This window comes from Streptomyces sp. NPDC014764 (assembly GCF_043082785.1).
Classification (GTDB): domain Bacteria; phylum Actinomycetota; class Actinomycetes; order Streptomycetales; family Streptomycetaceae; genus Streptomyces; species Streptomyces althioticus.
Genome location: NZ_JBIBXY010000008.1, coordinates 43,724 through 69,647 on the forward strand (window position 1 = coordinate 43,724; position 25,924 = coordinate 69,647).

Sequence of the window (25,924 nt, forward strand, 5' to 3'; positions counted from 1 at the left end):
TGCGCCCGCTTTCCGGGCGAACCGCTTCGATTGTCACGGCGAACTACTTCGTTACCTTACCTAACTCTTGACGCGTTCTTGACGCGGAAGGCGGCAAGATCGAACGCCCGTCCGGGCTGGTTCCCCACTCCGCGTCAAGGGGCGCCGGGCCCTGCGCCTATCGTTGCTCCAGCGCTCAGTTAAAAGCACAGCCCGACCTGCCGCTCGCGTTAGGACAGCAAGGACAGCGATGCCCACCGACACCACCGCCGCCTCCACGGGTCAGCAGGCCGCCGGCACGTCCGGCAGGAAGAAGGGGCGCAAAGGCCGTCTCGTCGTGCTCGTCCTGGTGCTGGCCCTGATCGGAGGCGTCGCCTACGGGGCGTACTGGTCCGTCAGCACCGTGCGCGCCTCGTTCCCGCAGACCGAGGGGTCGATCACCCTCGAAGGGCTGTCAGGCCCCGTCGACGTCAGACGCGACGGCTACGGCATCCCGCAGATCTACGCCTCCTCCGACGAGGACCTGTTCATGGCGCAGGGCTACGTCCAGGCGCAGGACCGGTTCTACGAGATGGACGTGCGCCGGCACATGACGTCCGGCCGGCTGTCGGAGATGTTCGGCGCGGGCCAGGTCGACAACGACGCGTTCCTGCGCACCCTCGGCTGGGACCGCGTCGCGAAGCAGGAGTACGAGGAGAAGCTGTCCCCCGCGACCAAGAAGTACCTCCAGGCGTACGCGAAGGGCGTCAACGCCTACCTGGAGGGCAAGGACGGCAAGGACATCTCCCTCGAGTACGCGGCGCTGGCCTTCGAGAACGACTACGCGCCGGGCGAGTGGACGCCGGTCGACTCCGTGGCCTGGCTGAAGGCGATGGCCTGGGACCTGCGCGGCAACATGCAGGACGAGATCGACCGGGCACTGCTGACCAGCCGCCTCGGCCCGAAGCAGATCGCGGACCTGTACCCGTCGTACCCGTACGGCCGGAACAAGCCGATCGTGCAGGAGGGCGGCTACGACGAGGGCACCGGCACGTTCGAGGCCGAGGGCGGCTCGGGTGACGGCGAGGGCGAGGGCGACGGTTCCGGATCCGGGGACGGCTCCGGCTCCGGCGAGGGCTCCGGTTCGGAGCTCGGCGGCGGCACCGAAGGCGGCACGGAAGGCGGCACGGGCTCCGGTGCGGAGGGCGACGCGGCCGGCTTCGAGGGTCAGCTCACCGGGCTCCAGCGGGTGCTGGAGGACCTCCCCACCGCCGTCGGCGTGAACGGCGACGGCATCGGCTCCAACTCCTGGGTCGTCTCCGGCGACCACACCGTCTCCGGCAAGCCGCTGCTCGCCAACGACCCCCACCTGTCGGCCTCCCTGCCGTCCGTCTGGTACCAGATGGGCCTGCACTGCCGCAGCGTCTCCGACAAGTGCCGGTACGACGTCACGGGTTACACCTTCGCGGGCATGCCCGGCGTGATAATCGGCCACAACCAGGACATCGCGTGGGGCCTGACCAACTCCGGCGTCGACGTCACCGACCTGTACCTGGAGAAGATCACCGGCGACGGCTACCAGTACGGCGACAAGGTGGTGCCGTTCGAGACGCGCGAGGAGACCATCAAGGTCGCCGGCGGCGCCTCGCGGAAGATCGTGATCCGTGAGACCAACAACGGGCCGCTGCTGTCGGACCGTTCGGACGAGCTGGTGAAGACCGGCAAGAAGGCCGCCGTGGAGAGCGCCGCCCCCGACCGGGGCGAGGGCTACGCGGTCGCGCTGCGCTGGACCGCCCTGGACCCCGGCCGCACCATGGACGCCGTGTTCGCGATCAACCGCGCCAAGGACTGGGACGACTTCCGCGAGGCCTCCGAGCTGTTCGAGGTGCCCTCGCAGAACCTCGTCTACGCGGACACCGAGGGCCACATCGGCTACACCCTCCCGGGCAGGATCCCGACCCGGGCGAAGAAGCACGACGGCTCCGTCCCCGCGCCCGGCTGGGACCCGGACTACGAGTGGACCGGCTGGGTCGACCAGGACGAACTGCCCTACGAGTTCGACCCGGACCGCGGCTACATCGTCACCGCCAACCAGGCCGTCGTCGACGAGGACTACCCGTACACGCTGACCACCGACTGGGGCTACGGAGCCCGCAGCCAGCGGATCAACGACCTGATCCAGTCGAAGATCAAGGACGGCGGGAAGATCTCCACCGACGACATGCGGCAGATGCAGCTGGACAACTCCAGCGCCATCGCCAAGCTGCTGGTGCCCGAACTGCTCAAGATCGACGTCGCCGACGAGCACGTCCGCGAGGCGCAGAAGCTGCTGGAGGGCTGGGACTACACCCAGGACGCCGACTCTGCGGCCGCCGCGTACTTCAACTCCGTCTGGCGCAACATCCTCAAGCTGTCCTTCGGTCACAAGCTGCCCAAGGAGCTGCGGGTCAAGGGCCAGTGCCTGTGGGTCGAGCCGGTCAACACCACCGGCCCGGCCGACGAGGCGGGCAAGGTCCGCGAGTGCGGCCAGCGCTCCGCGAGCCAGGCGCAGCCGGACGGCGGCGACCGCTGGTTCGAGGTGGTCCGGCGGCTGATGGCCGACGAGGACAGCGAGTGGTGGACCACCCCGAAGCGCGGCACCCGGCCCGGCGCGGAGAACCGTGACGAGCTGTTCAAGCGGGCCATGATCGACGCCCGTTGGGAGCTGACCGCCAAGCTCGGCAAGGACATCGACAGCTGGAACTGGGGGCGGCTGCACCGCCTGTTCCTGGACAACCAGACGCTCGGCAGCGACGGGCCCGGCTTCGTGAAGTACGTGCTCAACCGCGGCCCGTGGAAGCTCGGCGGCGGCGAGGCCACCGTCAACGCCACCGGCTGGAACGCCGCCGGCGGCTACGGGGTGGTGTGGGTGCCGTCCATGCGGATGGTCGTCAACCTCGACGACCTCGACAAGTCCCGCTGGATCAACCTCACCGGCGCCTCCGGGCACGCCTACAACGCCCACTACGTCGACCAGACGGACAAGTGGGCCGAGGGCGAACTGCTGGAGTGGCCCTACTCGGAGAAGGCGGTCGAGGACGCCACCACCGACCACCTGGTGCTGAAGCCCTGACCCGCACCCCGCGGACACGACGGCCGGCCTCCACGCGCGCGTGGAGGCCGGCCGTCGCTTCTCAGGCCTCCGAGGAGGGGCGGCCGAACCGCCGTACCCCGGACGGGGTCACCACCGCGTCCACCGGCCGGTCGTGCGGCTCCTGCGGCACCTGCTCCACGACCTCCCAGTCGTACAGCAGCACCACCAGCGCCGGACGCACGCGGGCCCGTTCCAGGCGGGCGAGGACACGGTCGTAGGAGCCGCCGCCGCGGCCCAGGCGCATCCCGCGGGCGTCCACGGAGAGGCCGGGCAGCAGCACGGCGTCCGCCTCCGTCACGGCGCGGGGGCGCAGCCGCTCCCCGGCGGGCTCCAGCAAGGTCATCCGCCCGCCGCCGTGCTCCGCGGGCAGCAGGGAGTCCGGTCCCCGGTAGACGCCCCACGCCAGGTCGTTGTCGGGCAGCAGCGCGGGCAGCAGCACCCGCACGCCCCGCTCGCGCAGCGCGTCCAGCAGCGCGAGGGTGCCCGGTTCACTCCCCACGGAGACGTACGCGGCCACCGTGCGTGCCTCGGCCAGCTCGGGCAGCGCGAGCGCCCGGCGGGCCAGGGCGCCGGCGTGCGTCTGAACGTCGTCGGCCGTCAATCCGTTCCTCACCTGGAGGACTTCGCGCCGTCGCGTGCGCTTGTCAGGTTCGGGCTGGCCCTGGTTCTGTCTCAAGTCGATTCCCGTACTGTCTTAATGTGCTCATATGAGCATTTTTTCAGCGGAGTCACAGATTCAGTGCAAAGACACCGGCTAGGGTGTCGCCCATGTCTCAGTCACACCCGCGGATCAGCAAGGCTGTCATCCCCGCCGCCGGCCTCGGCACCCGGTTCCTGCCGGCCACCAAGGCCACGCCCAAGGAGATGCTGCCGGTGGTCGACAAGCCGGCGATCCAGTACGTGGTCGAAGAGGCCGTCGCCGCCGGCCTCGACGACGTCCTCATGGTCACGGGCCGCAACAAGCGCCCGCTCGAGGACCACTTCGACCGCAACTACGAACTCGAGTCCGCGCTCGAGAAGAAGGGTGACGGCGAGCGTCTCGCCAAGGTCCAGGAGTCCAGCGACCTCGCCACCATGCACTACGTCCGCCAGGGCGACCCCAAGGGCCTCGGCCACGCCGTCCTGTGCGCCGCCCCGCACGTCGGGGACGAGCCCTTCGCCGTCCTCCTCGGCGACGACCTGATCGACCCGCGCGACCCGCTGCTCCAGCGCATGATCGAGGTGCAGCAGGAGCACGGCGGCAGCGTCGTCGCGCTGATGGAGGTGGCCCCCGAGCAGATCCACCTCTACGGATCCGCCGCCGTCGAGGCCACCGCCGACGCCGACGTCGTCCGGCTCAGCGGACTGGTCGAGAAGCCCTCCCGCGAGGAGGCGCCCTCCCACTACGCCATCATCGGCCGGTACGTCCTCGACCCGGCCGTCTTCGACGTGCTGAGCAAGACCGAGCCCGGCCGCGGCGGCGAGATCCAGCTGACCGACGCCCTCCAGCAGCTCGCCGCGGACGCCACGCTCGGCGGACCGGTGCACGGCGTCATCTTCCAGGGCCGCCGCTATGACACCGGCGACCGCGGCGACTACCTGCGTGCCATTGTCCGTCTCGCGTGCGAACGTGAGGACCTGGGACCGGACTTCCGGACCTGGCTCCAGCGATTCGTCACCGAGGAGATGCAGCAACGTTGAGCAGCGCCGCGCCCCGCACCGCAGAACAGGACCACCTCTGGTCGGTGGACGAGCACCTGGACGACATCCTCGCGACCGTCCGCCCGCTCGACCCGATCGAGCTGAACCTGCTCGACGCACAGGGATGCGTCCTCGTCGAGGACATCACGGTCCCGGTCTCCCTGCCCCCCTTCGACAACAGCTCGATGGACGGCTACGCGGTGCGGGTCGCGGACGTCGCCGGCGCGAGCGAGGAGTACCCGGCCTCCCTCGAGGTCGTCGGCGACGTCGCGGCCGGCGCGGCCGACCCCGTGCACGTGGGCCCCGGCCAGGCCGCGCGCATCATGACCGGCGCCCCGCTCCCGCCCGGCGCCGAGACCGTCGTCCCCGTCGAGTGGACCGACGGCGGACTCGGCGAGGGCCCCGCCGCCGGGATGCGCGCCCGCAGCCTCGCCCCCGACGGCGCCACCGGACAGGTCGCCGTGCACCGCCCCGCACCCGCCCGCGCGCACGTGCGCGCCCAGGGCAGCGACGTCCGGGCCGGCGACCGCGTCCTGGAGGCAGGCACCGTCCTCGGCCCGCCGCAGATCTCCCTGCTCGCCGCCGTCGGCCGCGGCACGGTCCGGGTGCGCCCGCGCCCGCGCGTCGTGGTCCTCTCCACCGGCAGCGAACTCGTCCAGCCCGACGAGCCGCTGCGCCCGGGCCAGATCTACGACTCCAACAGCTTCGCCCTCACCGCCGCCGCCCGCGACGCCGGCGCCATCGCCTACCGGGTGGGCGCGGTCGCCGACGACGCCGAGACCCTCCGCGACACCATCGAGGACCAGCTCGTCCGCGCCGACCTCATGGTGACCTCGGGCGGCGTCAGCGTCGGGGCGTACGACGTCGTCAAGGAGGCGCTGTCGCACGCGGGCGACGAGGACGAGCCCGGCAGCGGCGTGGAGTTCCGCCGCCTCGCCATGCAGCCGGGCAAGCCGCAGGGCTTCGGCTCCATCGGCCCCGACCACACCCCGCTGCTCGCCCTCCCCGGCAACCCGGTCTCCTCCTACGTCTCCTTCGAGCTGTTCGTCCGCCCCGCCATCCGCGCCCTGATGGGGCTCCAGGACGTCCACCGGCCGCGCGTCCGCGCCGAGCTGAGGGCGGAGAAGGCACTGACCTCGCCCAAGGGCCGCCGTCAGTTCCTGCGCGGCCGGTACGCCGACGGCGTCGTCACGCCCGTCGGCGGCGCCGGATCGCATCTGGTCGCCGCCCTGGCGCAGGCGAACGCGCTCATCGTGGTCCCCGAGGACGTCGAGGACGTGGCGCCCGGCACCGAGGTCGAGGCGGTCCTGCTCGGCTGAGCACCGCCCGTTGGCGGTACCGTGTCGCGCACAGCAGGCCCGTGCCCCGCACCGCGACGGGCCACGACCGGGAGCGCCACACGAACATGACCGTGCCTTCCCGGGGGGACACCCCCGGACCCACCGACGAGCAGTCCCGTCTGACCCACATCGACGAGGCGGGCGCCGCCCGCATGGTCGACGTGTCCGGCAAGGACGTCACCGCGCGCACCGCACGCGCCACCGGCCGCGTGCTCGTCGCGCCCCGCGTGATCGAGCTGCTGCGCGGCGAGGGCGTGCCCAAGGGCGACGCGCTGGCCACCGCGCGCATCGCGGGCATCATGGGTGCCAAACGCACCCCCGACCTGATCCCGCTGTGCCACCCCCTGGCGCTGTCCGGTGTGAAACTGGACCTGTCGGTCGCGGACGACGCCGTGGAGATCGCGGCGACGGTACGGACGACGGACCGGACGGGCGTCGAGATGGAAGCCCTCACCGCCGTGTCCGTGGCCGCGCTCACCGTGATCGACATGGTCAAGGCGGTCGACAAGGAGGCGGTCATCACGGACGTGCGGGTGGAGGAGAAGACGGGCGGCAAGTCGGGCGACTGGAGCAGGTCATGACGCCCTCCGCGGCCCCGTACCGGGCCCTCGTCGTCACGGCGTCCAACCGTGCCGCCGCCGGCGTCTACCAGGACACGGGCGGCCCGCTGATCGCCGACGGCCTGAAGCGTTTCGGCTTCGCCGTCGACGGCCCCCAGGTCGTCCCCGACGGCGACCCCGTGGAGGCCGCCCTGCGCGCGGCCGTCGACGCCGGGTACGACGTCGTCGTCACCACCGGCGGCACCGGCATCTCGCCCACCGACCGCACCCCCGAGGCCACCCGCCGCGTGATCGACCGCGAGGTCCCCGGCATCGCGGAGGCGATCCGCGCGTACGGCCGGGACAAGGTGCCCACCGCCGCCCTCTCCCGCGGCCTCGCCGGTGTCGCGCGCGCCACGCTGATCGTCAACCTGCCCGGGTCCAGCGGCGGGGTGAAGGACGGCCTGGCCGTCCTGGAGCCGCTGCTGAAGCACGCGGTGGACCAGCTGCGCGGCGGGGACCACCCCCGTCCGGACGCCGACGACGGGGGTGCGCACTGAACACCCCGTACTGGCCTGCGGAGCTGAGGGACGGCGACATCGTCCTCCGGCCGATAAAGCTGCGCGACCAGAAGGCCTGGCGCGAGGTGAACCGCCGCAACCGTGACTGGCTGCGGCCCTGGGAGGCGACCATCCCGCCGCCCACGCCCAGCGGTCCCGTCACCCACCGCCCCACCTACCGGCAGATGGTGCGCCACCTGCGCTCCGAGGCCAACGCGGGCCGCATGCTGCCGTTCGTCATCGAGTACCAGGGGCGTCTGGTAGGGCAGTTGACGGTCGCCGGGATCACCTGGGGCTCCATGTGCTCCGGGCACATCGGCTACTGGGTCGACGAGGCCGTCGCCGGACGCGGTGTGGTGCCGACGTCCGTCGCGATGGTCGTCGACCACTGTTTCCGCACCGTCGGACTGCACCGTATCGAGGTCTGCATTCGCCCGGAGAACGCGCCGAGCCGCAGGGTCGTGGAGAAACTCGGATTCCGTGAGGAAGGGCTGCGCCCGCGCTATCTCCACATCGACGGCGCGTGGCGCGACCATCTCGTGTTCGCACTCACCGCGGAGGAAGTCCCCGACGGTCTCCTCGCCCGCTGGCGCCGCACCCGCGGGCACGAGCGGTCCCGGGATGAGCTGCCCGGACGTCAGCAGCGCGACAGCGGAATCCCGCACGGCCCCGGTAATTGAATAAATGTTCGAATTGCGGTGCGGGTGACCGATCCGGAACCGGCAATTACCGGGATCCGGCGACTGTCTGATCGCATCCATCACAAGAAAAGTTCGAAATATCAGCCAGATCGTGCGACACACCGGCCCAATTGGCCTATGGCCTCGTGCAAACCCCTCTACGGTGTGAGGCGTGAGCAGCAGCGGCCTCATCTACGCAGTCATCGTCGGGGCCTGGGCCGCCTACTTGGTGCCGATGTGGCTCCGTAGGCAGGACGAGCTGAACGAGGCACGTCCGACGGAACGCTTCAGCACCGCCATCCGACTGCTGTCCGGACGGGCGGGCATGGAGCGCCGGTACGCCAAGGACCTGCAGGCGCGCTCCGCCGACGAGGGGGAGCAGGGCGTCCACGACCCGGATGCGATCACCGACACGGTGGACGTCCGGGCCTTCGCCGTGTCCCAGACCCGTCCGCACACCCAGGCGTCCGTACCGGCCCCGCCCGAGGAGCGCCCCGAACCGGGCCGCGACGGGCGGGTCACGCAGGAACGCGGCGGGCAGAGTCCGCACGAGCGCGGCGAACCGCACCCACCCGAGGAGGCCGCCCCGCACGAGGAGCGGCCCGCCGGGCGGGGCGAACCGGCCGCCGCCCGCGGTCCCGCCGCGCAGGGCCGCGTCCCCGCCGCCCGCCGCTCCCCGGACGCCGCCCGCCGGGACCGCAGTGCGCAGGCCGCCGCCGAGCGCGCCCGGCGCTCGAAGGTCCTCGCGCGCCGTCGGCGCACCATCACGATGCTGTTCCTCGCCTTCACGCTCGGCGCGGTCGTCGCCGCCGTCGGCGGGCTGGCGTTCCTCTGGGCGCCGGGCGTGCCCGCCGTGCTGCTCAGCACCTACATCGCCTACCTGCGCTCGCAGGAGCGCCGCCGGTTCGCCTACCAGATGGACCGCCGTCAGGCCGAGGCCGCGGCGCAGCGGCTGCGCGAGCGGCGGCCCCGTCGCCGTCCCGTCACCGACGAGGCCGACCCGGACGAACCGGAGGGCCCGGAAGCCGGCGCGGACACCGACCCGGGCATGTCCGCGCTCGCCGCGGACCGGCGCGCGCTGGTCGAGCAGACCGACCACGCCGAGTGGGTCGACCAGCAGCGTGAGCGCAGCCGGCGGCCCAGCCAGGGCGGGGACAGCTGGGACCCCGTCCCCGTCCCGCTCCCCACGTACGTGACGGCCCCCGTCGCGCCGCGCGCCTCCGGCGACGTCGACCTCGGCGCCCCGGACACCTGGAGCTCCGCCCGCTCCAGCGCCGTACCGGCCGAGGAGAGGCAGGCGGCCGCCGAGGAGCAGGAGCCGCCGGCCGACGACCGGGACGCGGACGACGATCGCACCGACGCCCGCCGCGCCGCCTCCGCCCGCCGCTCCCGCGAGCGCGGACGCACCCCGCTGTTCGACCAGTACGAGGACGGCGACCGCCCCAAGGCCGCGAACGAGTAGCGCCCGGCCAACGGATTTTTGAGCACCCCGATCGGGATGCTAAAGTTTCACTCGTTGCAAGGGCCTGTGGCGCAGTCCGGTAGCGCACCTCGTTCGCATCGAGGGGGCCAGGGGTTCAAATCCCCTCAGGTCCACGCAACGAAGCCCCGGCCGGGTTCACCCGGCCGGGGCTTCGACTTGTTGCGGCTGCCGGCCGGCGCCGCCGGCTCAACGCGTGAAGCCCCGCACCGGTTTCGCGGGCGGGGCTTCCCCGGGAACTTCTCGGCGGGTCACAGGTCCTTCGCGTAGCAGCGGCTGTCCTCGTGGAAGCGGTAGTAGCCGAACTTCTCGCAGGGCTCGTAGCCGCTGGAGGAGTAGAGCGCGATGGCCTCCGGCTGCTTGGTGCCGGTCTCCAGGACCATGCGGACGCGGCCGGCGGCGCGGGCGTCCTCCTCCAGGGCTGCCAGGATGCGGCGGGCGAGACCCCTGCCGCGCATCTCCTCGACGACGTACATGCGCTTCAGCTCGGCGTCGCCGTCCCGGTTGCCCTCGTCGTTGGCGTCCTGGACGCGCCAGCCGCCGGAGGCGACCGGGACGCCGAGCGTGTCGTAGGCGATCAGGTAGATGCCGTTGGGGGGACGGAAGTCCGCGGGGTCCATGGGGGTGGCGTCGCCGCCGTCGCCGTAGCGGATGTCGTACTCGGCCTGGACGGCTGCGTCCAGCTTCACGGCGTCGGGATGGTCGTAGGGGACCGGGCGGATTTCCATGACGATTACCGTAAAACATGCCCGGACCTGCGCGTGTCGTATCGTGCCCTCGTGCTCACTGTGACCTCTGTCAACGTCAATGGACTCCGCGCCGCCGCCAAGAAGGGCTTCGTGGAGTGGCTCGCCGGGACCTCCGCCGATGTGCTGTGCCTCCAGGAGGTGCGGGCCGAGGCGGCGCAGCTGCCGGAGACGGTGCGGGAGCCCGAGGGGTGGCACGTGGTGCACGCGCCGGCCGCCGCCAAGGGGCGCGCGGGCGTCTCCCTGTACACCCGGCGCGAGCCCGAGCGCGTCCGGATCGGCTTCGGCTCGGCCGAGTTCGACGGCAGCGGACGGTACGTCGAGGCGGACCTGCCCGGTGTGACGGTCGCCTCGCTGTACCTGCCGTCCGGCGAGGCCGGCACGGAGCGGCAGGACGAAAAGGTGCGCTTCATGGACGAGTTCCTCGCGTACCTCAAGGAGCTGCGGGAGAAGGCCGCCGCCGACGGCCGCGAGGTCGTCGTCTGCGGCGACTGGAACATCGCGCACGAGAAGGCCGACCTGAAGAACTGGCGCGGCAACACCAAGAACTCCGGCTTCCTGCCCGAGGAGCGGGAGTGGCTCTCCCGCGTCCTCGACCCGGCCGACGGCGGCTACGTCGACGTGGTGCGCGCCCTGCATCCGGATGTCGACGGCCCTTACTCGTGGTGGTCGTACCGGGGGCGCGCTTTCGACAATGACACGGGTTGGCGCATCGACTACCAGATGACCACCCGGGGCCTCGCGGACCGCGCGGTCAAGGCGTACGTGGAGCGCGCGGCCACCCACGCCGAACGCTGGTCGGACCACGCGCCCGTGACGGTCGTCTACGGGTAGGCCGGGACGTCCGCACCGCGGAGTCGGGCTGTTCGCCGGGTTCAGCCCCGCTTCCGCAGCCTCCGGTCCAGCGCCAGCGACAGCTCCGCGTCCACCACGCTGCGGGCCAGCGGGCGCAGGCGGTGGAGGGTCTCCTGCGGGGCGTGGCGCAGGATCAGGTCGGCGAAGAGGTCGGCGAGGGCGTCGGCGTGGGTGCGGACCTCCGCGCCGGTGCGGAGGACCTCGCCGAGCGGGATGCCCTCGCGGACCAGCGCGGAGGACACCTCGAGGAGGCGGTGGCTGATGTGGACGATCTCCTCGCCGTCGACGCCGAGGTAGCCGAGGTCCAGGGCGGCGGCCAGGTTCTCCGGGGTGACCTCGCCGGCGAAGTGGTCGGCGAGCTCCTCGGGGGTGAGACGGACCGGGGTCTCCTCGGTGGGGACCTCCATGCCGAGCAGGTCGCCGACGTCCCGGCCGTTGTCGAAGGCCTCGGCCAGCTCGGCTATGCCGTTCAGGGTGTGGCCGCGCTCCAGCAGCGCCGTGATGGTGCGCAGCCGGGCCAGGTGGTGGTCGTCGTACCAGGCGATGCGGCCCTCGCGGCGCGGCGGCGGGATGAGCTTGCGCTCGCGGTAGAAGCGCAGGGTGCGCACGGTGATGCCGGCGAGCCGCGCCAGTTCCTCCATGCGGTACTCGCGCCGTTCCGTGGGGGTGCCGCTGTCGTCCGTCACGCCTGAAGCCTAGGTCGTACCGGCGGTAACTTTCCTCGCGCACCCCCTACCCATGAGTACGACACTGCTCTACGCTCCCCATTGCGCCAGTGTTCACTGGCATGGTTCTGAGCGATGCGCGGAGGCTTTGGGATGGCCGAGCACGAGCATGTACGGGTCGCGGTGATCGGGTCGGGATTCGGCGGACTCGGGGCCGCCGTACGGCTGCGCCGCGAGGGGATCACGGACTTCGTCGTCCTGGAGCGGGCCGGCAGCGTCGGCGGCACCTGGCGCGACAACAGTTACCCCGGGTGCGCCTGCGACGTTCCCTCGCACCTGTACTCCTTCTCCTTCGCGCCCAACCCCGACTGGCCGCGCTCCTTCTCCGGCCAGGAGCACATCCGCGCCTACCTGGAGCGCGTCACCGACACCTTCGGACTGCGCCCGCACCTGCGCTTCAACGCCGAGGTGAAGCGGATGACCTGGGACGCCGAGCGGCTGCGCTGGGACATCGAGACCACCGCCGGCGACTGGAGCGCCGACGTCGTCGTCTCCGCCACCGGGCCGCTGTCCGAGCCCAAACTGCCGGACGTGCCCGGCCTCGACACCTTCCCCGGCAAGGTGTTCCACTCCGCCCGCTGGGACCACGACTACGACCTGCGCGGCAAGCGCGTCGCCGTGATCGGCACCGGCGCCTCCGCCATCCAGATCGTCCCGTCGGTCCAGAAGCAGGTGGAGAAGCTCACCCTCTTCCAGCGCACCCCGGCCTGGGTGCTGCCCCGCATGGACCGGCCCATCGGCGCCGCCGAGCGCGCCGTGCACCGGGCGCTGCCCTTCACCACCAAGCTGCGCCGCGGGGTGCTGTGGGGCATCCGCGAACTCCAGGTGCAGGCGTTCACCAAGCACCCGGGCGAGCTCGGCTTCGTCGAGCAGCTCGCCAAGCGGAACATGGCGCGGGCGATCAAGGACCCGGCGCTGCGGGCCAAGCTCACCCCCGACTACCGCATCGGCTGCAAGCGGATCCTGCTGTCCAGCACGTACTACCCGGCCCTCGCACAGCCCAACGTGGACGTCGTCGCGAGCGGGCTGACCGAGGTGCGCGGATCCACGCTGGTCGCCGCCGACGGCAGCGAGGCCGAGGTCGACGCGATCGTCTTCTCCACCGGCTTCCACGTCACCGACATGCCGATCGCCGAGCGGGTCGTCGGACCCGAGGGCAGGACGCTCGCGGAGGTGTGGTCGGGCGGCATGCAGGCGCTGCGCGGCGCCTCCGCGGCCGGCTTCCCCAACTGGATGACGATCATCGGCCCCAACACCGGCCTCGGGAACTCCTCGATGATCCTGATGATCGAGTCCCAGCTGAACTACATGGCCGACTACCTGCGCCAGCTCGACGTCCTGGGGGTCCCCCCAGGCCCTTCGGGCTCTGGGGGAGGCCGGGTCGCCCTCGACGCCCGCCCCAGCGCGGTCCGCGCCTGGAACCACCGGGTGCAGGAACGGATGAAGCGCACGGTGTGGAACACCGGCGGCTGCACCAGCTGGTACCTCGACGCGAGCGGCCGCAACACCACCATCTGGCCCGGCACCACCGCCGAGTTCCGGCGCGCCACCCGCCGCGTCGACCTCGCCGAGTACGCCGTGCTGCGCGCCGCCGACGCGCGGCCCGGGACCGGTGCGGAGAGCGCGGAGGTGGCCGCATGAGCCGCCCCACCCCCGTCACCACCGGACGCTACGCACTGCCCGCCCCGGCGAGCGAACTGACCGCCACCTCCGCCGACGGCGCCCAGATCCACGTCGAGGTGCACGGACCCGAGGGCGCACCCGCCGTCGTCCTCGCGCACGGCTGGACCTGCTCGACCGCCTTCTGGGCCGCGCAGATCAGTGGACTAGCCGCCGACCACCGGGTGATCGCCTACGACCAGCGCGGCCACGGACGCACCCCGGCGAGCCCCGCGTGCAGCACGGACACGCTCGCCGACGACCTCGAGGCCGTCCTCACCGCCACCCTCGCCCCGGGCGAGCGCGCCGTGATCGCCGGTCACTCCATGGGCGGCATGACGGTGATGGCCGCCTCCGCCCGGCCCGCGTTCCGTGAGCACGCCGCCGCCGTCCTGCTGTGCAGCACGGGCAGCACGCGGCTCGTCCCCGAGTCCACGGTGCTGCCGCTGCGTCCCGGCCGCGTCCGGACCTGGATCACCGGGCACATCCTCGGCAGCCGCGCCCCGCTCGGCCCGGTCACCCCCGCCGCCCGGCGCATCCTCAAGTACGCGACCATGGGCCCCGCTTCGGCGCCCGACATGGTGGAGGCCTGCGCCCGCATCGTGCACGCCTGCCCCCGCACCGTCCGCCACGCCTGGTCGCACGTGCTCGCCACGCTCGACCTCGACGCGGCGGTAAGGGAGTTGAACGTGCCCGCGGAGATCGTCGTCGGGACGGCCGACCGGCTCACCCCGCCCGTGCACGCCCGTGCGCTCGCCGACGCGCTGCCCGACTGCCGAGGCGTCACCGAACTGCCCGGCGTCGGCCACATGACCCCCGTCGAGGAACCCGACCTGGTCACCACGCGGATCCGGGACCTCGTAGCCGCCCACGTGAGTGCCCGACAGCCGTCCGTACCCGTCGAGGAGAGCGCATGAGCAGGGTCAGTCTGGAAGGAAAAGTCGCCGTCGTCACCGGCGCGGCGCGCGGGGTCGGGGAGCTGCTCGCCCGCAAACTCTCCGCGCGCGGCGTGAAGGTGGCGCTGGTCGGACTCGAACCGGACGCGCTGAAGGACGTCTCCGCCCGGCTGCACAGCGACAGCGATCACTGGCATGCGGACGTCACCGACCCCGAGGCGATGGCCCGGGTCGCCGGGGAGGTGCGCGAGCGGTTCGGCCGGGTGGACATCGTGGTCGCCAACGCCGGTGTGGCGACGGGCGGTCCGTTCACCGAGTCCGACCCGGACGCCTGGCGGCGGGTCATCGAGGTCAATCTGATCGGATCGGCGGTCACCGCACGGGCGTTCCTGCCGCTGCTCGCCGAGAGCCGCGGCTACCTGCTGCAGATAGCGTCCCTCGCCGCGATCACCCCGGCGCCGATGATGACGGCGTACTGCGCCTCCAAGTCGGGCGTGGAGGCGTACGCGCACGCGCTGCGCGCCGAAGTCGCCCACCGGGGTGTCAAGGTGGGCGTGGGCTATCTGTCGTGGACGGACACCGACATGGTGCGCGGCGCCGACCAGGACGACGTCATGCGGGAGTTGAGGCAGCGGCTGCCCTGGCCGTCCAACAAGACCTATCCGCTCGGGCCCGCCGTGGACCGGCTCGTCGCCGGTATCGAGCGGCGCTCCGCGCACGTCTACGGACAGGCCTGGCTGCGCGGCATGCAGGGCATCCGCGGCTACCTCCCCGCCCTCATCGGCACGGTGGGACAACGGGAGATGAAGCGGTTCGGGCACCGGCTCGACGGGCTGCGCATCGGCCTGGTCGGGGCGGGCGGCAACGCCGACGAACAGCATCGCGCTACGGTGCGTGACTGATCGACATGCGCAGGGTCACCGTCCGTGTGAATCTGGTCGGGCAAGTTCCCCCACCCCACAACGGGAGTGAACCCACATGGGTATGAAGGACCAGATGCAGGAGAAGGCCGGCCAGTTCCAGCAGCAGGCCAAGCAGCGCGCCCAGCAGGGCAAGGAGCAGCTGCAGAACCGCGGCCGCCGTCGGGACGACGAGCAGGACCCGCAGCGTCGCCGCGAGTCCGAGGAGCGCATCGACCAGGACCGCGAGGTCTGACGTCGACGCACCCGGGCAGTGACGTGCCGTAGGAAGGGGTGCCCCTGGCGAAGGGGGCACCCCTTTCTCGCGCCCTCAGCGGCTGCGCGGCGGCAGCTTCGGACGCGACCGGTCGGGCACGTCGGCGTATCCCGGGGGCGAGGCGGGCGGTTCGGCTTCCAGCAGGTCGAGGGCGAGCCGTACGGCGTCGTCGAGGACGGCGTGCCTGCCCTCGGCCCAGTCCAGCGGGGTGCGCAGCGCCTCCAGGTCGGGGTCGACGCCCCGGTTCTCCACGGACCAGCCGTACGCGTCGAACCAGGCAGCGTTCATCGGCACCGTGATCACCGTGCCGTCCCCGAGCCGGTGCCGGCCGGTCATGCCGACCACCCCGCCCCAGGTGCGCTGTCCCACCACGGGCCCGAGCTTCAGCAGTTTGAACGCGGCGGTGATCATGTCGCCGTCGGAGCTGGTCGCCTCGTCGGCCAGCGCCACCACGGGCCCGCGCGGCGCGTTGGACGCGTACGACACGGGCTGGGCGTCGCGGGTGAGGTCCCAGCCGATGATGGTGCGGGTCAGCTTCTCCACCACGAGCTCGCTGATGTGCCCGCCCGCGTTGCCGCGCACGTCCACGATGAGTGCGGGCCGGGACATCTCCATCCGCACGTCCCGGTTGAACTGCGCCCAGCCGGAGCCGCCCATGTCGGGGATGTGCAGATACCCGCACCGGCCGCCGCTCAACTCCCGCACGACGGAGCGGCGTTTGGCCACCCAGTCCTGGTAGCGCAGGGGCGTCTCGTCGACCAGCGGGACGACCGCGACCCGCCGGGGCGGTCCCTCGCCGTCGGGCAGGAACGTCAGCTCCACGGTGGTGCCGCCCGCCGCGGCGAGCAGCGGGTACGGTCCGGCCGGCGGGTCCACCGGGCGGCCGTCGACATGGGTGAGGACCGCTCCCTCGCGGATGCCCGCGCCGGCCAGCGGGGAACGGGCGCGGGAGTCGGACGAGTCGCCGGGCAGGATCCGCTGCACCGTCCAACCCGCCTCGCGGTGCACAAGGTTGGCGCCCAGGAGCCCTTGGCGGCGCTGGTAGTGCGGGGGTCCCTCGTTGCGCCGGGCTGCGGTGACGTAGGCGTGCGAGGTGCCCAGTTCGCCGAGGACCTCGCGCAGCAGGTCGGCGAACTCGTCGGGGGAGGCGACCCGTTCGACCAGCGGCCGGTACTGCTCCAGCACGCCGTCCCAGTCGATCCCGCACATGTCCGGTTCCCAGAAGTAGGCGCGGATCAGCCGCCCCGCCTCCGCGTAGGCCTGGCGCCACTCGGCCGCCGGGTCCGCCTCGTGCTTGATGCGGCGCAGGTCGATCCACACCGTGGAGTCGCCGTCGCCCGGCTCGGTGGCGGGCACCGCCCGCAGGTCCCCCTCGTCGACCACGACCAGCCGGGTGCCGTCGCCGCTGACCGCGAAGAAGTCGAGGTGGGTGACGAGTTCGGACTTCCTGGCCTTGGGGACGTCGAAGTGCTCCAGGGTGGGCCGGCCGGTGGTGTCGTCGGGGTTGGCGAACGTCTCGCCCAGTGCGCCCGAGATCGGCCAGCGCAGCCACACGAGGCCGCAGCCCGCGACCGGGTACAGGCCCGAGTACTTGGACGCGGCCACCGGGAAGGGCGTCACCCTGCTCTCCAGACCCTCCGCCTCCACGGTGACCGTGCCGCCCTCGTCGCCCTCCTCCAGCGGGTCGAGCCCTCCGGCGGCGGGCCGCCCCTCCGGGTTCAGTGCGAACGGCGAGGGCGTCGCCGACGACAGCGGCACCAGGTACGGGCGGCAGCCCAACGGGAAGGACAGGTCGCCGGTGTGCACGTCGTACACCGGGTCGAAGCCGCGCCAGGACAGGAACGCCAGATAGCGGCCGTCCCGGGTGAAGACCGGGTTCTCGTCCTCGAAACGGCCGCCTGTGACGTCCAGGACCAGCCGGTCCTTGATGCGGGCGAGCTTGATCTGCCGCAGCGACCGCCCGATGACCGGGTGGGACCAGGCCAGCCAGGCGCCGTCGGGGGAGAAGGCGAGGTCGCGCACCGGGCCGTTGCCGGAGTGGATCAGCTCGGTGACCTCCTCCGACGTGCCGTCCGTCGCCTCGTCGGTGTCCACCAGCAGCAGCCGCCCGTCGTGCGCGGCGACCGCGAGCCGCTGCCCCTCGGGGTCGGCGACCATCTCCAGGACCCGGCCGAGCTTCCCGGCGGCCAGCCTGCGGTGTGCGCGGTGTCCGGTCGCCCGGGGCAGCGAGGCGATCTCCACGGCGTCCTCGCCCTCGGCGTCCGTGACGTAGGCGACCTGGCCGCCCGCGCCGAGCATCTCCGGCAGCCGTACCCGTACGCCCGGGGTGTCGGTGAGGGTGCGGGCGGGGCCGTCGCGGTGGGTGAGCCAGTAAAGGCTGCCGCGTACCGCGACCGCGCTGGCCCGGCCGGTCTCGTCGACGGACAGGCCGTCCAGGTGCTGCGCCGTGGGCACCTGGTAGGGGCGCCGGCCGGAGCGCGGACCGCTCAGCCGCACGTCCAGCCGGCGCGGCTCCGAGCCGGGCGACAGGTCGTCCACGATCCACAGGTCGCCGGCGCACTGGTACACGACGCGGGTGCCGTCGGTGGCGGCGTGCCGGGCGTAAAAGGCGTCGTGGTCGGTGTGGCGGCGCAGGTCCGTGCCGTCGTGGGCGCAGGAGTAGAGGTTGCCGATGCCCTCGTGGTCGGAGAGGAAGGCGATCCGGCCGCCGGCGAACATCGGCGAGTGGAGGTGACCGTCCAGCCCTTCCAGCAGACGGTGGCCGTGCAGCCAGAGCCTGCCGGTGGCGCCGCCCCGGTAGCGCTTCCAGGAAGCCGGTTCGTGCGGCGGGGTGCCGGTGAGCAGCAGGGACCTGCGCTCGCCCGCCAGGTCGGCGACCTGGATGTCGGAGACCGGGCCCCAGGGCAGCTTGCGTCCGGGGCTGCCGTCGAGGCCGAGCTTGTAGGCCCAGGTGAAATAGGAGAAGGGCTCGCCGTGCGAGGTGACGGCGAGGATCGCCTCGTGCCCGTGTTCGTCGGGCGGGGCCCAGCCGCAGACCCGGGTGTCGGAGCTCCCCCAGTACGTCAGCCGCCGGCCGGGGCCGCCGTCCACCGGAACCAGGTGCACCTCGGGATCCAGGGTGCGCCAGCTGGTGTACGCGATGTGGCGGCCGTCGGGGGAGAAGCGGGGGTGACCGAGCTTGGTGCGGTCGGCGGTGAGCCGCCAGGCGCGGCCCGCCCCCTCCAGCGGAGCGAGCCATAGGTCGTCCTCCGCCACGAAGCACAGCAGGTCGTCCTTGAGGTGCGGCAGACGCAGATAAGTCACTCTCCCCATGCTTTTCCGGGGGACGGACCGCAGCAACTTATGCGGAACCGACAAGCGTGACGCATACCACGTACGAAACGGTTTCGTTTCGCTACTCGTGAGTTGTACCTTCGTCTTGTACGAAACCGTGTCGTTTCTTTGACGCGGTGGGACTTGGAGCGGAAAGGTGGTCGGCATGAGTGACATCGCGATGTCCCGTCGCAGCCGGATCACCCCCGAGCGCGAGGCCGAGCTCTACCGGGCCGTGCTCGACCTGCTCCGTGAGGTCGGTTACGACGCCCTCACCATGGACGCCGTAGCCGCCCGCACCCGGTCCAGCAAGGCCACGCTCTACCGCCAGTGGGGCGGCAAGGCCGAGCTGGTGGTCCGGGCGATGCACAGCCAGAAGCCCGGCAGCATCGCCGACGTGGACACCGGGTCCCTCCGGGGTGACCTGCACACGATCATCAGCCGCGAGGACGACTGCGTCATGGCGGAGAACGTCGCACTCATGCGCGCGCTCGCCATGGCGGTGCACCAGAACGACGACCTGCGCCAGGCGCTCCGTGAGTGGCTGGTGGAGCCGGAGGTCGAGGAGTTCCGGCGGATCGTCGACCGCGCGGTCGAACGGGGCGAGGTCCGCGCCGACAACCCGGCGCTGGACTACGTCGTGCACATGCTCGTCGGCGCCTTCGCCACACGGATGCTGATCGACGAACAGCCGCCCACGCAGGCCTTCCTCCGGTCGTACATCGACGCCGTGGTGCTCCCCGCCCTCGGAGTCGCCCCAGCCGACTGACCCCCAGCAGCACCGAGAAAGCCACCTCCTGACGCATCCTCCCCCGCTGCCTCAAAGGCGCGGGCGGTGCCCCCAACCCGTCGGGCTGATCCCCCCTGCCCTGAAACATCCACGACCTGACCGGGAGCACGCCCTCGTGGCCACATTCCTGTACCGACTCGGCCGGTTCTCCTTCCGGAAACGGCACTTCGTCGCCCTCTTCTGGGTGGCGCTGCTGGCGCTCGCGGGCGCCGGCGCGGCCGGCGCGCCCGCCGCCGGCAACTCGTCCTTCTCCATCCCCGGCACCGAAGCCCAGAAGGCCTTCGACCTGCTGGACGAACGGTTCCCCGGCGCCAGCGCCGACGGCGCAACCGCCCGCGTCGTCTTCAAGGCGCCCGACGGCCAGAAGATGACCGACCCCGGCAACAAGGCGGCGGTCCAGGACACCGTCGACGAGCTGTCCGGCGGTGCCGAGGTCGCCCAGGTCACCGACCCGTACCAGGGCGGCGGCGTCAGCCAGGACGGCACCGTCGCCTACGCCTCCGTGACCTACAAGGTCCCCGGCATGGAGCTGGAGGAGACCTCCCGTGAGGCGCTGAAGGCCGCCGCCGAGGACGCCCGCGACTCGGGGCTGACCGTCGAGATCGGCGGTGACGCCCTCCAGGCCATACCGGAGACCGGCTCCGCCGAGATCATCGGCATCGGCGTCGCCGCGGTCGTCCTGGTCATCACCCTCGGCTCGCTCCTCGCCGCCGGACTGCCGCTGCTCACCGCCATCGTCGGCGTCGGCATCGGCGTCGCCACCATCACCGCGCTGGCCAGCACCCTCGACCTGGGCTCCACCACCTCCATCCTGGCCTCGATGATCGGTCTCGCGGTCGGCATCGACTACGCCCTGTTCGTGGTCTCCCGCTACCGCGCCGAACTCGCCGAGGGACGAGAGCGCGAGGAGGCGGCCGGACGGGCCGTCGGCACCGCGGGTTCCGCCGTGGTCTTCGCCGGTCTGACCGTCGTCATCGCCCTGGTCGGCCTGTCCGTCGTCAACATCCCGATGCTGACGAAGATGGGCATCGCCGCCGCCGGCACGGTCGCCGTCGCGGTCCTCATCGCCCTCACCCTCATCCCCGCCGTGCTCGGCTACGCCGGCCGCCGGGTCCGCCCTGCGGGCGAGAAGAGCAAGCTCCTCGGCGGCGGACGCGCCAAGGACAAGGCGGACCGGCCCAACGCGGGCACCCGCTGGGCGAGCTTCGTCGTCCGCCGCCCGCTGGCCGTGCTGCTGCTCGGCATCATCGGCCTCGGCGCCGCCGCGGTCCCGGCCGGCTCCCTGGAGCTGGGCCTGCCCGACGACGGCTCCCAGCCGACGTCCACCACGCAGCGCCGCGCCTACGACCTGCTCTCCGACGGCTTCGGCCCCGGCTCCAACGGCCCGCTGGTCGTCGTGGTCGACGCGCAGGGCAGCGAGGATCCGCAGGCCGTCTTCCGGCAGGCCGGCGACGAGATCAAGGCGCTCGACAACGTCGTGAACGTCGCCCCCGCCGCCCCGAACAAGGCCGGCGACACCGCGACGATCGCCGTCATCCCGGACGCCAAGCCGTCCTCGGTGGCCACCGAGGACCTGGTCCACGACATCCGGGCCGTGGGCGCCGACATCAAGGACGGCACCGGCGCGGAGGTCCTCGTGACCGGCGCCACGGCGATGAACATCGACGTCTCGCAGAAGCTGAACGACGCGCTGGTGCCGTACCTGGTGCTGGTGGTCGGACTCGCGTTCCTGCTGCTGATCGTGGTGTTCCGCTCGATCCTGGTCCCGCTGAAGGCGGCCCTCGGCTTCCTGCTCTCCGTGCTGGCGGCCCTCGGCGCGGTCGTCGCGGTCTACCAGTGGGGCTGGCTGTCCGGCCTGATGGGCGTGGAGGAGACCGGCCCGATCATGTCGATGATGCCGATCTTCATGGTCGGCGTGGTCTTCGGACTGGCCATGGACTACGAGGTGTTCCTCGTGACCCGTATACGCGAGGCCCACGTCCACGGCGAGAAGCCGGCGCAGGCCGTGGTCACCGGGTTCCGGTACAGCGCGCGGGTGGTGACCGCCGCGGCGATCATCATGATCGCGGTGTTCTCCGGGTTCATCGGATCCAGCGACTCCATGGTCAAGATGATCGGCTTCGGCCTCGCGATCGCCGTCCTCTTCGACGCGTTCGTGGTCCGTATGGCGATCGTCCCGGCCGTCCTGGCGCTGCTCGGCGACAAGGCGTGGTGGCTGCCCAAGTGGCTGGACCGGGCGCTGCCCAACGTCGACGTCGAGGGCGAGAGCCTCGCTGCGCACGAGGGCGCGGCGGGCAAGGACGACGAGGACAAGGAACTCGTCCGGGCCTGACCGCCAGGACGAGTCTCGACCAGCCGGTGAGGGCTCCGTGGGGACGGGGCGCCCTCACCGGCTTCCTCGTTCCCGTCCGTCGTGGCCGTCGTGGCCGTCGTGTCGGCCGTTCGCCGTGTGCCGTGTGCCGTGTGCGGTGTCCGTCGCCCGGAAGGAGGTCGCGTGGGCCGGGTTCCGGCGGTTACGGTGCCCCGCATGACCACTTCAGCCACCGGAACCGAAGGCTCCGCAGCCCACCCGCGCTTTGCCGAGGCCCTGCGCGAACTGGGCCTCGAGGACGTGGTCGGCCAAGTCCGCCGCTTCCCGGACGCCACCCGCACCGCCGCGGAGGCAGCCGCGGCGATCGGCTGCGAGCTCAGCGAGATCTGCAAGTCCCTGATCTTCGCCGCTGACGGCGACCCGGTCCTGGTCCTCATGGACGGCGCGTCCCGCGTCGACCTCGACCGGGTCCGCGAGGAACTCGGCGCCGGGCGGGTCACGCGCGCCAAGGCCGACGTCGTCCGCGAGACCACCGGCTACGCCATCGGCGGCGTACCCCCCTTCGGCCACCGCACCCGCACCCGCGTCCTCGCCGACCGCTCCCTCCTCGACCACCCCGTGGTCTGGGCAGCGGCAGGCACCCCCTACGCGGTCTTCCCGATGCCCCCGAAGGACCTGATCGCCCACGCGGGCGCCACGCTGGTGGACGTCCGCGAACACGAGGCGTGAGGCCTCGGGCGCCGGCGCCGGTGGGCGCCGGTCCCTCCGGACGTACGGCGTGAACACCCCGGAGTCGGCGGGGCCTTGGCGGCGGTGTCCGCCGACGTGCCGGCCCTGGTAGGGATTCGTTGATCACTGGCCGGAAAGCGGCGCATCGTCCCCGGTGGGCGGCCGGGTGCAGGGTGACGGGGCGAGGCGCACCCTGGAACGAGAGGTAATCCGGAGGTGATCCGTCATGATGCACACCGCAGTGGGATGGCACGTGGAGATGGAGTTCTCGGAGGACGACCAGCACACCCGGGCGGTCGCGATGGTCAGGCTGCCCGACGGGTCCGAGGTGCGCGCCCACGGGCACGCGTCCCGGCACTACACCGACTCCAATCAGCCGCGGGTCGGGGAGGAGATCGCCGGCGCCCGGGCCCTGAACGAACTCGCGATGCAGATGCTCGACAAGGCGCACCGCGAGATCGACGACGCGTCCGGCCGCGTCTCCCATCCGATCCACGTCTAGGACGGTCCCCGTCCAGGACGACCCACGCCTGGGACGGTCCCCGTCCAGTACGGTCCCCGTCCGGGACGACCGTGTTCAGGACGCCGGCAGGCACTCCCGTACGGCGCGGATCAGCGCCTGAGCCCTGGGGTCCGCGGTGACCGTCCTGCGGAAACCGTTGGTGACGTAGCCGAGGGCGATGCCGGACTCCGGGTCGGCGAAGCCGAGGGAGCCGCCGCGCCCGGGGTGGCCGAAGGAGCCCGGGGCCAGGAGCGGGGACGCGCTGCCGTGCAGCATGTAGCCGAGTCCGAAGCGGGTGCCGACCACCAGGACCCGGTCGGGGCCCGCCGACTCCTCGGCGCGGGCGCGCTCCACCGTGTCCGTGGAGAGCAGGCGCACCCCGTCGACCGGGCCGGTGAGTGACGCGTAGAAGCGGGCCAGCCCGTCCGCCGTCGCGATGCCGTTGGCGGCGGGCAGGGCGGCCGTGCGGAACGCGGGGTCGTTGTGGTCCGGGGACGGGTCGATCGCGGCGAAGGCGCGGCGGGTGAGGGAGTCCGGATCGGTGTAGGCGGCGGTGACCGACCGCTTGGGCCGGGCGCGCAGCGCTCCCGACGGCTCGGGTCCCTCGACCTTGCCCGCCCGCCCGACGCGGTGCGCCTCGGAGGCCGGGAGGCCCACCCACAGGTCCAGGCCCAGCGGAGCCGCCATCTCGGACGCGATCCACTCCCCGGTGCCCTTCCCGGTCACCCGGCGCACCAGCTCGTCCACCAGCCAGCCGTACGTCAGCGCGTGATAGCCGTGGTCCGTGCCCGGCTCCCACACGGGGGCCTGAGCGGCGACCGCGTCGGCGGCCCGTACCGGGTCGGTGGCGTCGGCGAAGCTCAGCGGGCGGTCCAGCACGGGCAGGCCCGCGCGGTGCGCGAGGACGTGCCGGACCAGCACGCCCTCCTTGTCCTGCGCCTTGAACTCCGGCCAGTACCGGCCGACCGGCGCGTCCAGGTCGAGCAGGCCCCGCTCGTGCAGCATCAGCACCGCGGCGGCCGCGACGCCCTTCGTCGCCGACCGCACGACCTGCGCGGTGTCCCGCTGCCAGGGCGCGTCGCCGTCGCCGTCGACGTCCTTCGTCCCGGCCCACAGGTCCACGACCCGGCGCCCGTCCCGGTACACGGCGAGCGCCGCCCCTCGCTCTCCGAGCCGCTCGAAGTTCCGGGCGAACGCCTCCCGGACCGGTTCCCACCCGCCGGCCACCGTGCCGTGCACCTCGACGTCCACGTCTCGTCGTTCCTTCCACTCGCCTGCGACAACGGGTGCAACCACGCCGCCGCGCCTGCGATTCCAGGGCTCGGCGCGTTCGTCACCCACGGCCGGGCGGCGCCGGCACGGAACGCGGGTCGAAGCCGTACGGCAGTTCCAGGCGGTGCGCCCGCATGAGGCCGTCGTCGGCGAGCAGGTCACCCGTCGGGCCGTCCGCCGCGATCACCCCGTCGCTGAGGACCAGCGCGCGCGGGCACAGCTCCAGCGCGTACGGCAGGTCGTGCGTGACCATCAGGACGGTGACGTCCAACGAGCGCAGGATGTCGGCCAGTTCACGGCGGGACGCCGGGTCGAGGTTGGAGGACGGCTCGTCCAGGACGAGGATCTCCGGCTCCATCGCGAGCACGGTCGCCACGGCCACCCGGCGCCGCTGCCCGAAGGAGAGGTGGTGCGGCGGGCGGTCCTTGAACTCCGCCATGCCGACCCGCTCCAGCGCGCGGTCGACGCGCGCCTCCAGCTCGGCCCCCTTCAGCCCGGCCGCCGCCGGACCGAAGGCCACGTCCTCCCGCACCGTCGGCATGAAAAGCTGGTCGTCGGGGTCCTGGAAGACGATGCCGACCCGCCGCCGGATCTCGGCCATGTTCCGCTTGCCGACCTCGAGGCCGGCCACGCGGACGGTGCCCGCGCCGCCGGTGAGGATGCCGTTGAGGTGCAGGACGAGGGTGGTCTTGCCGGCGCCGTTCGGCCCGAGCAGCGCCACCCGCTCGCCGCGCCCGATGGTGAAGTCCACGCCGAACAGCGCCTGATGGCCGTCGGGGTAGGCGAACGCGAGGCCGGAGACCTCCAGGGAAGCAGTACTCACAGGGTCCATCCCAGCAGACACACGACGAGGGCGGCACAGGGGAGGGTCAGGGCGTACGACCACTGCGCCCGGGACGCCGCCACCTCGTCGATCACCGGCATGACCCCGGTGTAGCCGCGGCTCACCATCGCCAGGTGGACGCGCTCGCCGCGTTCGTAGGAGCGGATGAACAGAGCGCCCGCCGACTTGGCGAGCACACCCCAGTGCCGTACTCCGCGCGCCTCGAAGCCCCGGGACTCGCGGGCGATCCGCATGCGGCGCATCTCGTCGGCGATGACGTCGCCGTAGCGGACCATGAAGGACGCGATCTGCACCAGCAGCGGGGGCAGCTTGAGCCGCTGCAGGCCGTGCAGCAGCTCCCGCAGTTCGGTGGTGGCGGCGAGCAGGACGGACGCGGCGACGCCGAGGGTGCCCTTGGCCAGCACGTTCCAGGCGCCCCACAGGCCGTTCACGCTCAGCGACAGCCCGAGGACGTCGACCCGCTCGCCCTCGGCGACGAACGGCAGCAGCACGGCGAACGCGACGAACGGCACCTCGATCAGCAGCCGCTTCAGCAGGAAGCCGGCCGGCACGCGCGCCGCGTACGCGACCGCGGCGAGCAGCACGGCGTACGCGCCGAACGCCCACATCGCCTCGCGCGGCGTGGACACGACCACGATCACGAAGGCGAGCACCGCGGCGAGCTTGGTGTGGGGCGGCAGGGCGTGCACGGGGGAGTGGCCGTGCCGGTAGAGCCGGTGGGAGTGACCCGCGCCCAC

Annotated in this window: 23 protein-coding genes and 1 tRNA gene; 17 read left to right on the forward strand and 7 right to left on the reverse strand. The window is 72.3% G+C overall.

What is annotated here, in order from left to right:
* Positions 1-229 precede the first annotated feature (229 nt).
* On the forward strand, positions 230-3,070 hold the full coding sequence (locus ACF1AG_RS21170) for a penicillin acylase family protein (protein WP_359606503.1): 2,841 nt from the start codon (positions 230-232) through the stop codon (positions 3,068-3,070).
* A 61-nt stretch (positions 3,071-3,131) separates the two neighbouring features.
* Here the strand turns inward: ACF1AG_RS21170 and ACF1AG_RS21175 are convergent, their stop codons facing one another.
* Positions 3,132-3,767, reverse strand: a complete 636-nt coding sequence (locus tag ACF1AG_RS21175) for a 5-formyltetrahydrofolate cyclo-ligase (RefSeq protein ID WP_359601931.1) — start codon at positions 3,765-3,767, stop codon at positions 3,132-3,134.
* A gap of 92 nt (positions 3,768-3,859) precedes the next feature.
* Here ACF1AG_RS21175 and galU point away from each other — a divergent pair, with 92 nt between their 5' ends.
* The 7 genes from galU (at position 3,860) to ACF1AG_RS21210 (ending at position 9,486) form a co-directional block, all read left to right on the forward strand.
* A complete protein-coding gene (galU, locus tag ACF1AG_RS21180; RefSeq protein ID WP_033277377.1) occupies positions 3,860-4,771 on the forward strand; it encodes a UTP--glucose-1-phosphate uridylyltransferase GalU in 912 nt (303 codons plus the stop codon).
* The gene (gene glp / locus ACF1AG_RS21185) at positions 4,768-6,090 is read left to right on the forward strand and encodes a gephyrin-like molybdotransferase Glp (protein ID WP_359601932.1); all 1,323 of its coding nucleotides are present in this window, start codon (positions 4,768-4,770) and stop codon (positions 6,088-6,090) included. Before galU ends, glp begins: the two co-directional genes overlap by 4 nt.
* Before the next feature lie 86 nt (positions 6,091-6,176).
* Complete coding sequence (moaC, locus tag ACF1AG_RS21190) at positions 6,177-6,692, forward strand: cyclic pyranopterin monophosphate synthase MoaC (protein ID WP_359601933.1); 516 nt, start codon at positions 6,177-6,179, stop codon at positions 6,690-6,692.
* Entirely contained in the window at positions 6,689-7,210 is a 522-nt protein-coding gene (locus tag ACF1AG_RS21195; protein WP_359601934.1) for a MogA/MoaB family molybdenum cofactor biosynthesis protein, read from the forward strand. The genes moaC and ACF1AG_RS21195 overlap by 4 nt, the downstream gene beginning before the upstream one ends.
* On the forward strand, positions 7,207-7,890 hold the full coding sequence (locus tag ACF1AG_RS21200; RefSeq protein WP_391810241.1) for a GNAT family N-acetyltransferase: 684 nt from the start codon (positions 7,207-7,209) through the stop codon (positions 7,888-7,890). The genes ACF1AG_RS21195 and ACF1AG_RS21200 overlap by 4 nt, the downstream gene beginning before the upstream one ends.
* A gap of 172 nt (positions 7,891-8,062) precedes the next feature.
* On the forward strand, positions 8,063-9,352 hold the full coding sequence (gene glpR / locus ACF1AG_RS21205; protein ID WP_387797568.1) for a gephyrin-like molybdotransferase receptor GlpR: 1,290 nt from the start codon (positions 8,063-8,065) through the stop codon (positions 9,350-9,352).
* A gap of 60 nt (positions 9,353-9,412) precedes the next feature.
* A tRNA-Ala gene (locus ACF1AG_RS21210) sits at positions 9,413-9,486 on the forward strand.
* Positions 9,487-9,621: 135 nt separating this feature from the next.
* On the opposite strand, the gene ACF1AG_RS21215 is transcribed toward ACF1AG_RS21210, so the two are convergent.
* Positions 9,622-10,098 (reverse strand): GNAT family N-acetyltransferase, encoded by a 477-nt coding sequence (locus tag ACF1AG_RS21215; RefSeq protein ID WP_391810205.1) that lies wholly within the window; start codon positions 10,096-10,098, stop codon positions 9,622-9,624.
* 51 nt (positions 10,099-10,149) lie between these two features.
* Here ACF1AG_RS21215 and ACF1AG_RS21220 point away from each other — a divergent pair, with 51 nt between their 5' ends.
* On the forward strand, positions 10,150-10,950 hold the full coding sequence (locus tag ACF1AG_RS21220; RefSeq protein WP_359601937.1) for an exodeoxyribonuclease III: 801 nt from the start codon (positions 10,150-10,152) through the stop codon (positions 10,948-10,950).
* A gap of 41 nt (positions 10,951-10,991) precedes the next feature.
* On the opposite strand, the gene ACF1AG_RS21225 is transcribed toward ACF1AG_RS21220, so the two are convergent.
* Positions 10,992-11,612: a MerR family transcriptional regulator gene (locus ACF1AG_RS21225; protein ID WP_359601967.1), complete on the reverse strand. Its 621-nt coding sequence runs from the start codon at positions 11,610-11,612 to the stop codon at positions 10,992-10,994.
* A gap of 177 nt (positions 11,613-11,789) precedes the next feature.
* Between ACF1AG_RS21225 and ACF1AG_RS21230 the strand changes: the two genes are divergently transcribed.
* The 4 genes from ACF1AG_RS21230 to ACF1AG_RS21245 all read left to right on the forward strand — a co-directional run bounded on the left by ACF1AG_RS21230 (position 11,790) and on the right by ACF1AG_RS21245 (position 15,406).
* On the forward strand, positions 11,790-13,337 hold the full coding sequence (locus ACF1AG_RS21230) for an NAD(P)/FAD-dependent oxidoreductase (protein WP_359601938.1): 1,548 nt from the start codon (positions 11,790-11,792) through the stop codon (positions 13,335-13,337).
* A complete protein-coding gene (locus ACF1AG_RS21235; RefSeq protein ID WP_387797571.1) occupies positions 13,334-14,272 on the forward strand; it encodes an alpha/beta fold hydrolase in 939 nt (312 codons plus the stop codon). The genes ACF1AG_RS21230 and ACF1AG_RS21235 overlap by 4 nt, the downstream gene beginning before the upstream one ends.
* A complete protein-coding gene (locus tag ACF1AG_RS21240) occupies positions 14,269-15,153 on the forward strand; it encodes an SDR family oxidoreductase (RefSeq protein WP_359601940.1) in 885 nt (294 codons plus the stop codon). Before ACF1AG_RS21235 ends, ACF1AG_RS21240 begins: the two co-directional genes overlap by 4 nt.
* A gap of 76 nt (positions 15,154-15,229) precedes the next feature.
* Positions 15,230-15,406, forward strand: coding sequence for a hypothetical protein (locus ACF1AG_RS21245; RefSeq protein WP_359601941.1), 177 nt, complete (start codon positions 15,230-15,232; stop codon positions 15,404-15,406).
* Positions 15,407-15,481: 75 nt separating this feature from the next.
* Here the strand turns inward: ACF1AG_RS21245 and ACF1AG_RS21250 are convergent, their stop codons facing one another.
* Complete coding sequence (locus ACF1AG_RS21250; RefSeq protein ID WP_391810206.1) at positions 15,482-18,730, reverse strand: S41 family peptidase; 3,249 nt, start codon at positions 18,728-18,730, stop codon at positions 15,482-15,484.
* 175 nt (positions 18,731-18,905) lie between these two features.
* On the opposite strand from ACF1AG_RS21250, the gene ACF1AG_RS21255 reads away from it, so the two are divergent.
* The 4 genes from ACF1AG_RS21255 (at position 18,906) to ACF1AG_RS21270 (ending at position 23,071) form a co-directional block, all read left to right on the forward strand.
* Positions 18,906-19,508: a TetR/AcrR family transcriptional regulator gene (locus ACF1AG_RS21255; RefSeq protein WP_359601943.1), complete on the forward strand. Its 603-nt coding sequence runs from the start codon at positions 18,906-18,908 to the stop codon at positions 19,506-19,508.
* Between the two features lie 136 nt (positions 19,509-19,644).
* Positions 19,645-21,861, forward strand: coding sequence for an MMPL family transporter (locus ACF1AG_RS21260; RefSeq protein WP_391810207.1), 2,217 nt, complete (start codon positions 19,645-19,647; stop codon positions 21,859-21,861).
* A 195-nt stretch (positions 21,862-22,056) separates the two neighbouring features.
* A complete protein-coding gene (locus ACF1AG_RS21265; protein WP_359601945.1) occupies positions 22,057-22,569 on the forward strand; it encodes a YbaK/EbsC family protein in 513 nt (170 codons plus the stop codon).
* A 226-nt stretch (positions 22,570-22,795) separates the two neighbouring features.
* Positions 22,796-23,071 carry a DUF1876 domain-containing protein gene (locus ACF1AG_RS21270; protein WP_359601946.1) on the forward strand — a complete coding sequence of 92 codons (276 nt, stop codon included), beginning with the start codon at positions 22,796-22,798 and terminating at the stop codon, positions 23,069-23,071.
* A gap of 75 nt (positions 23,072-23,146) precedes the next feature.
* On the opposite strand, the gene ACF1AG_RS21275 is transcribed toward ACF1AG_RS21270, so the two are convergent.
* The 3 genes from ACF1AG_RS21275 to cbiQ form a co-directional block, all read right to left on the reverse strand.
* Positions 23,147-24,322 (reverse strand): serine hydrolase domain-containing protein, encoded by a 1,176-nt coding sequence (locus tag ACF1AG_RS21275; protein WP_359601947.1) that lies wholly within the window; start codon positions 24,320-24,322, stop codon positions 23,147-23,149.
* An 82-nt stretch (positions 24,323-24,404) separates the two neighbouring features.
* Complete coding sequence (locus ACF1AG_RS21280) at positions 24,405-25,175, reverse strand: ABC transporter ATP-binding protein (protein ID WP_359601948.1); 771 nt, start codon at positions 25,173-25,175, stop codon at positions 24,405-24,407.
* Positions 25,163-25,924: a cobalt ECF transporter T component CbiQ gene (gene cbiQ / locus ACF1AG_RS21285; RefSeq protein WP_359601949.1), complete on the reverse strand. Its 762-nt coding sequence runs from the start codon at positions 25,922-25,924 to the stop codon at positions 25,163-25,165. The genes ACF1AG_RS21280 and cbiQ overlap by 13 nt, the downstream gene beginning before the upstream one ends.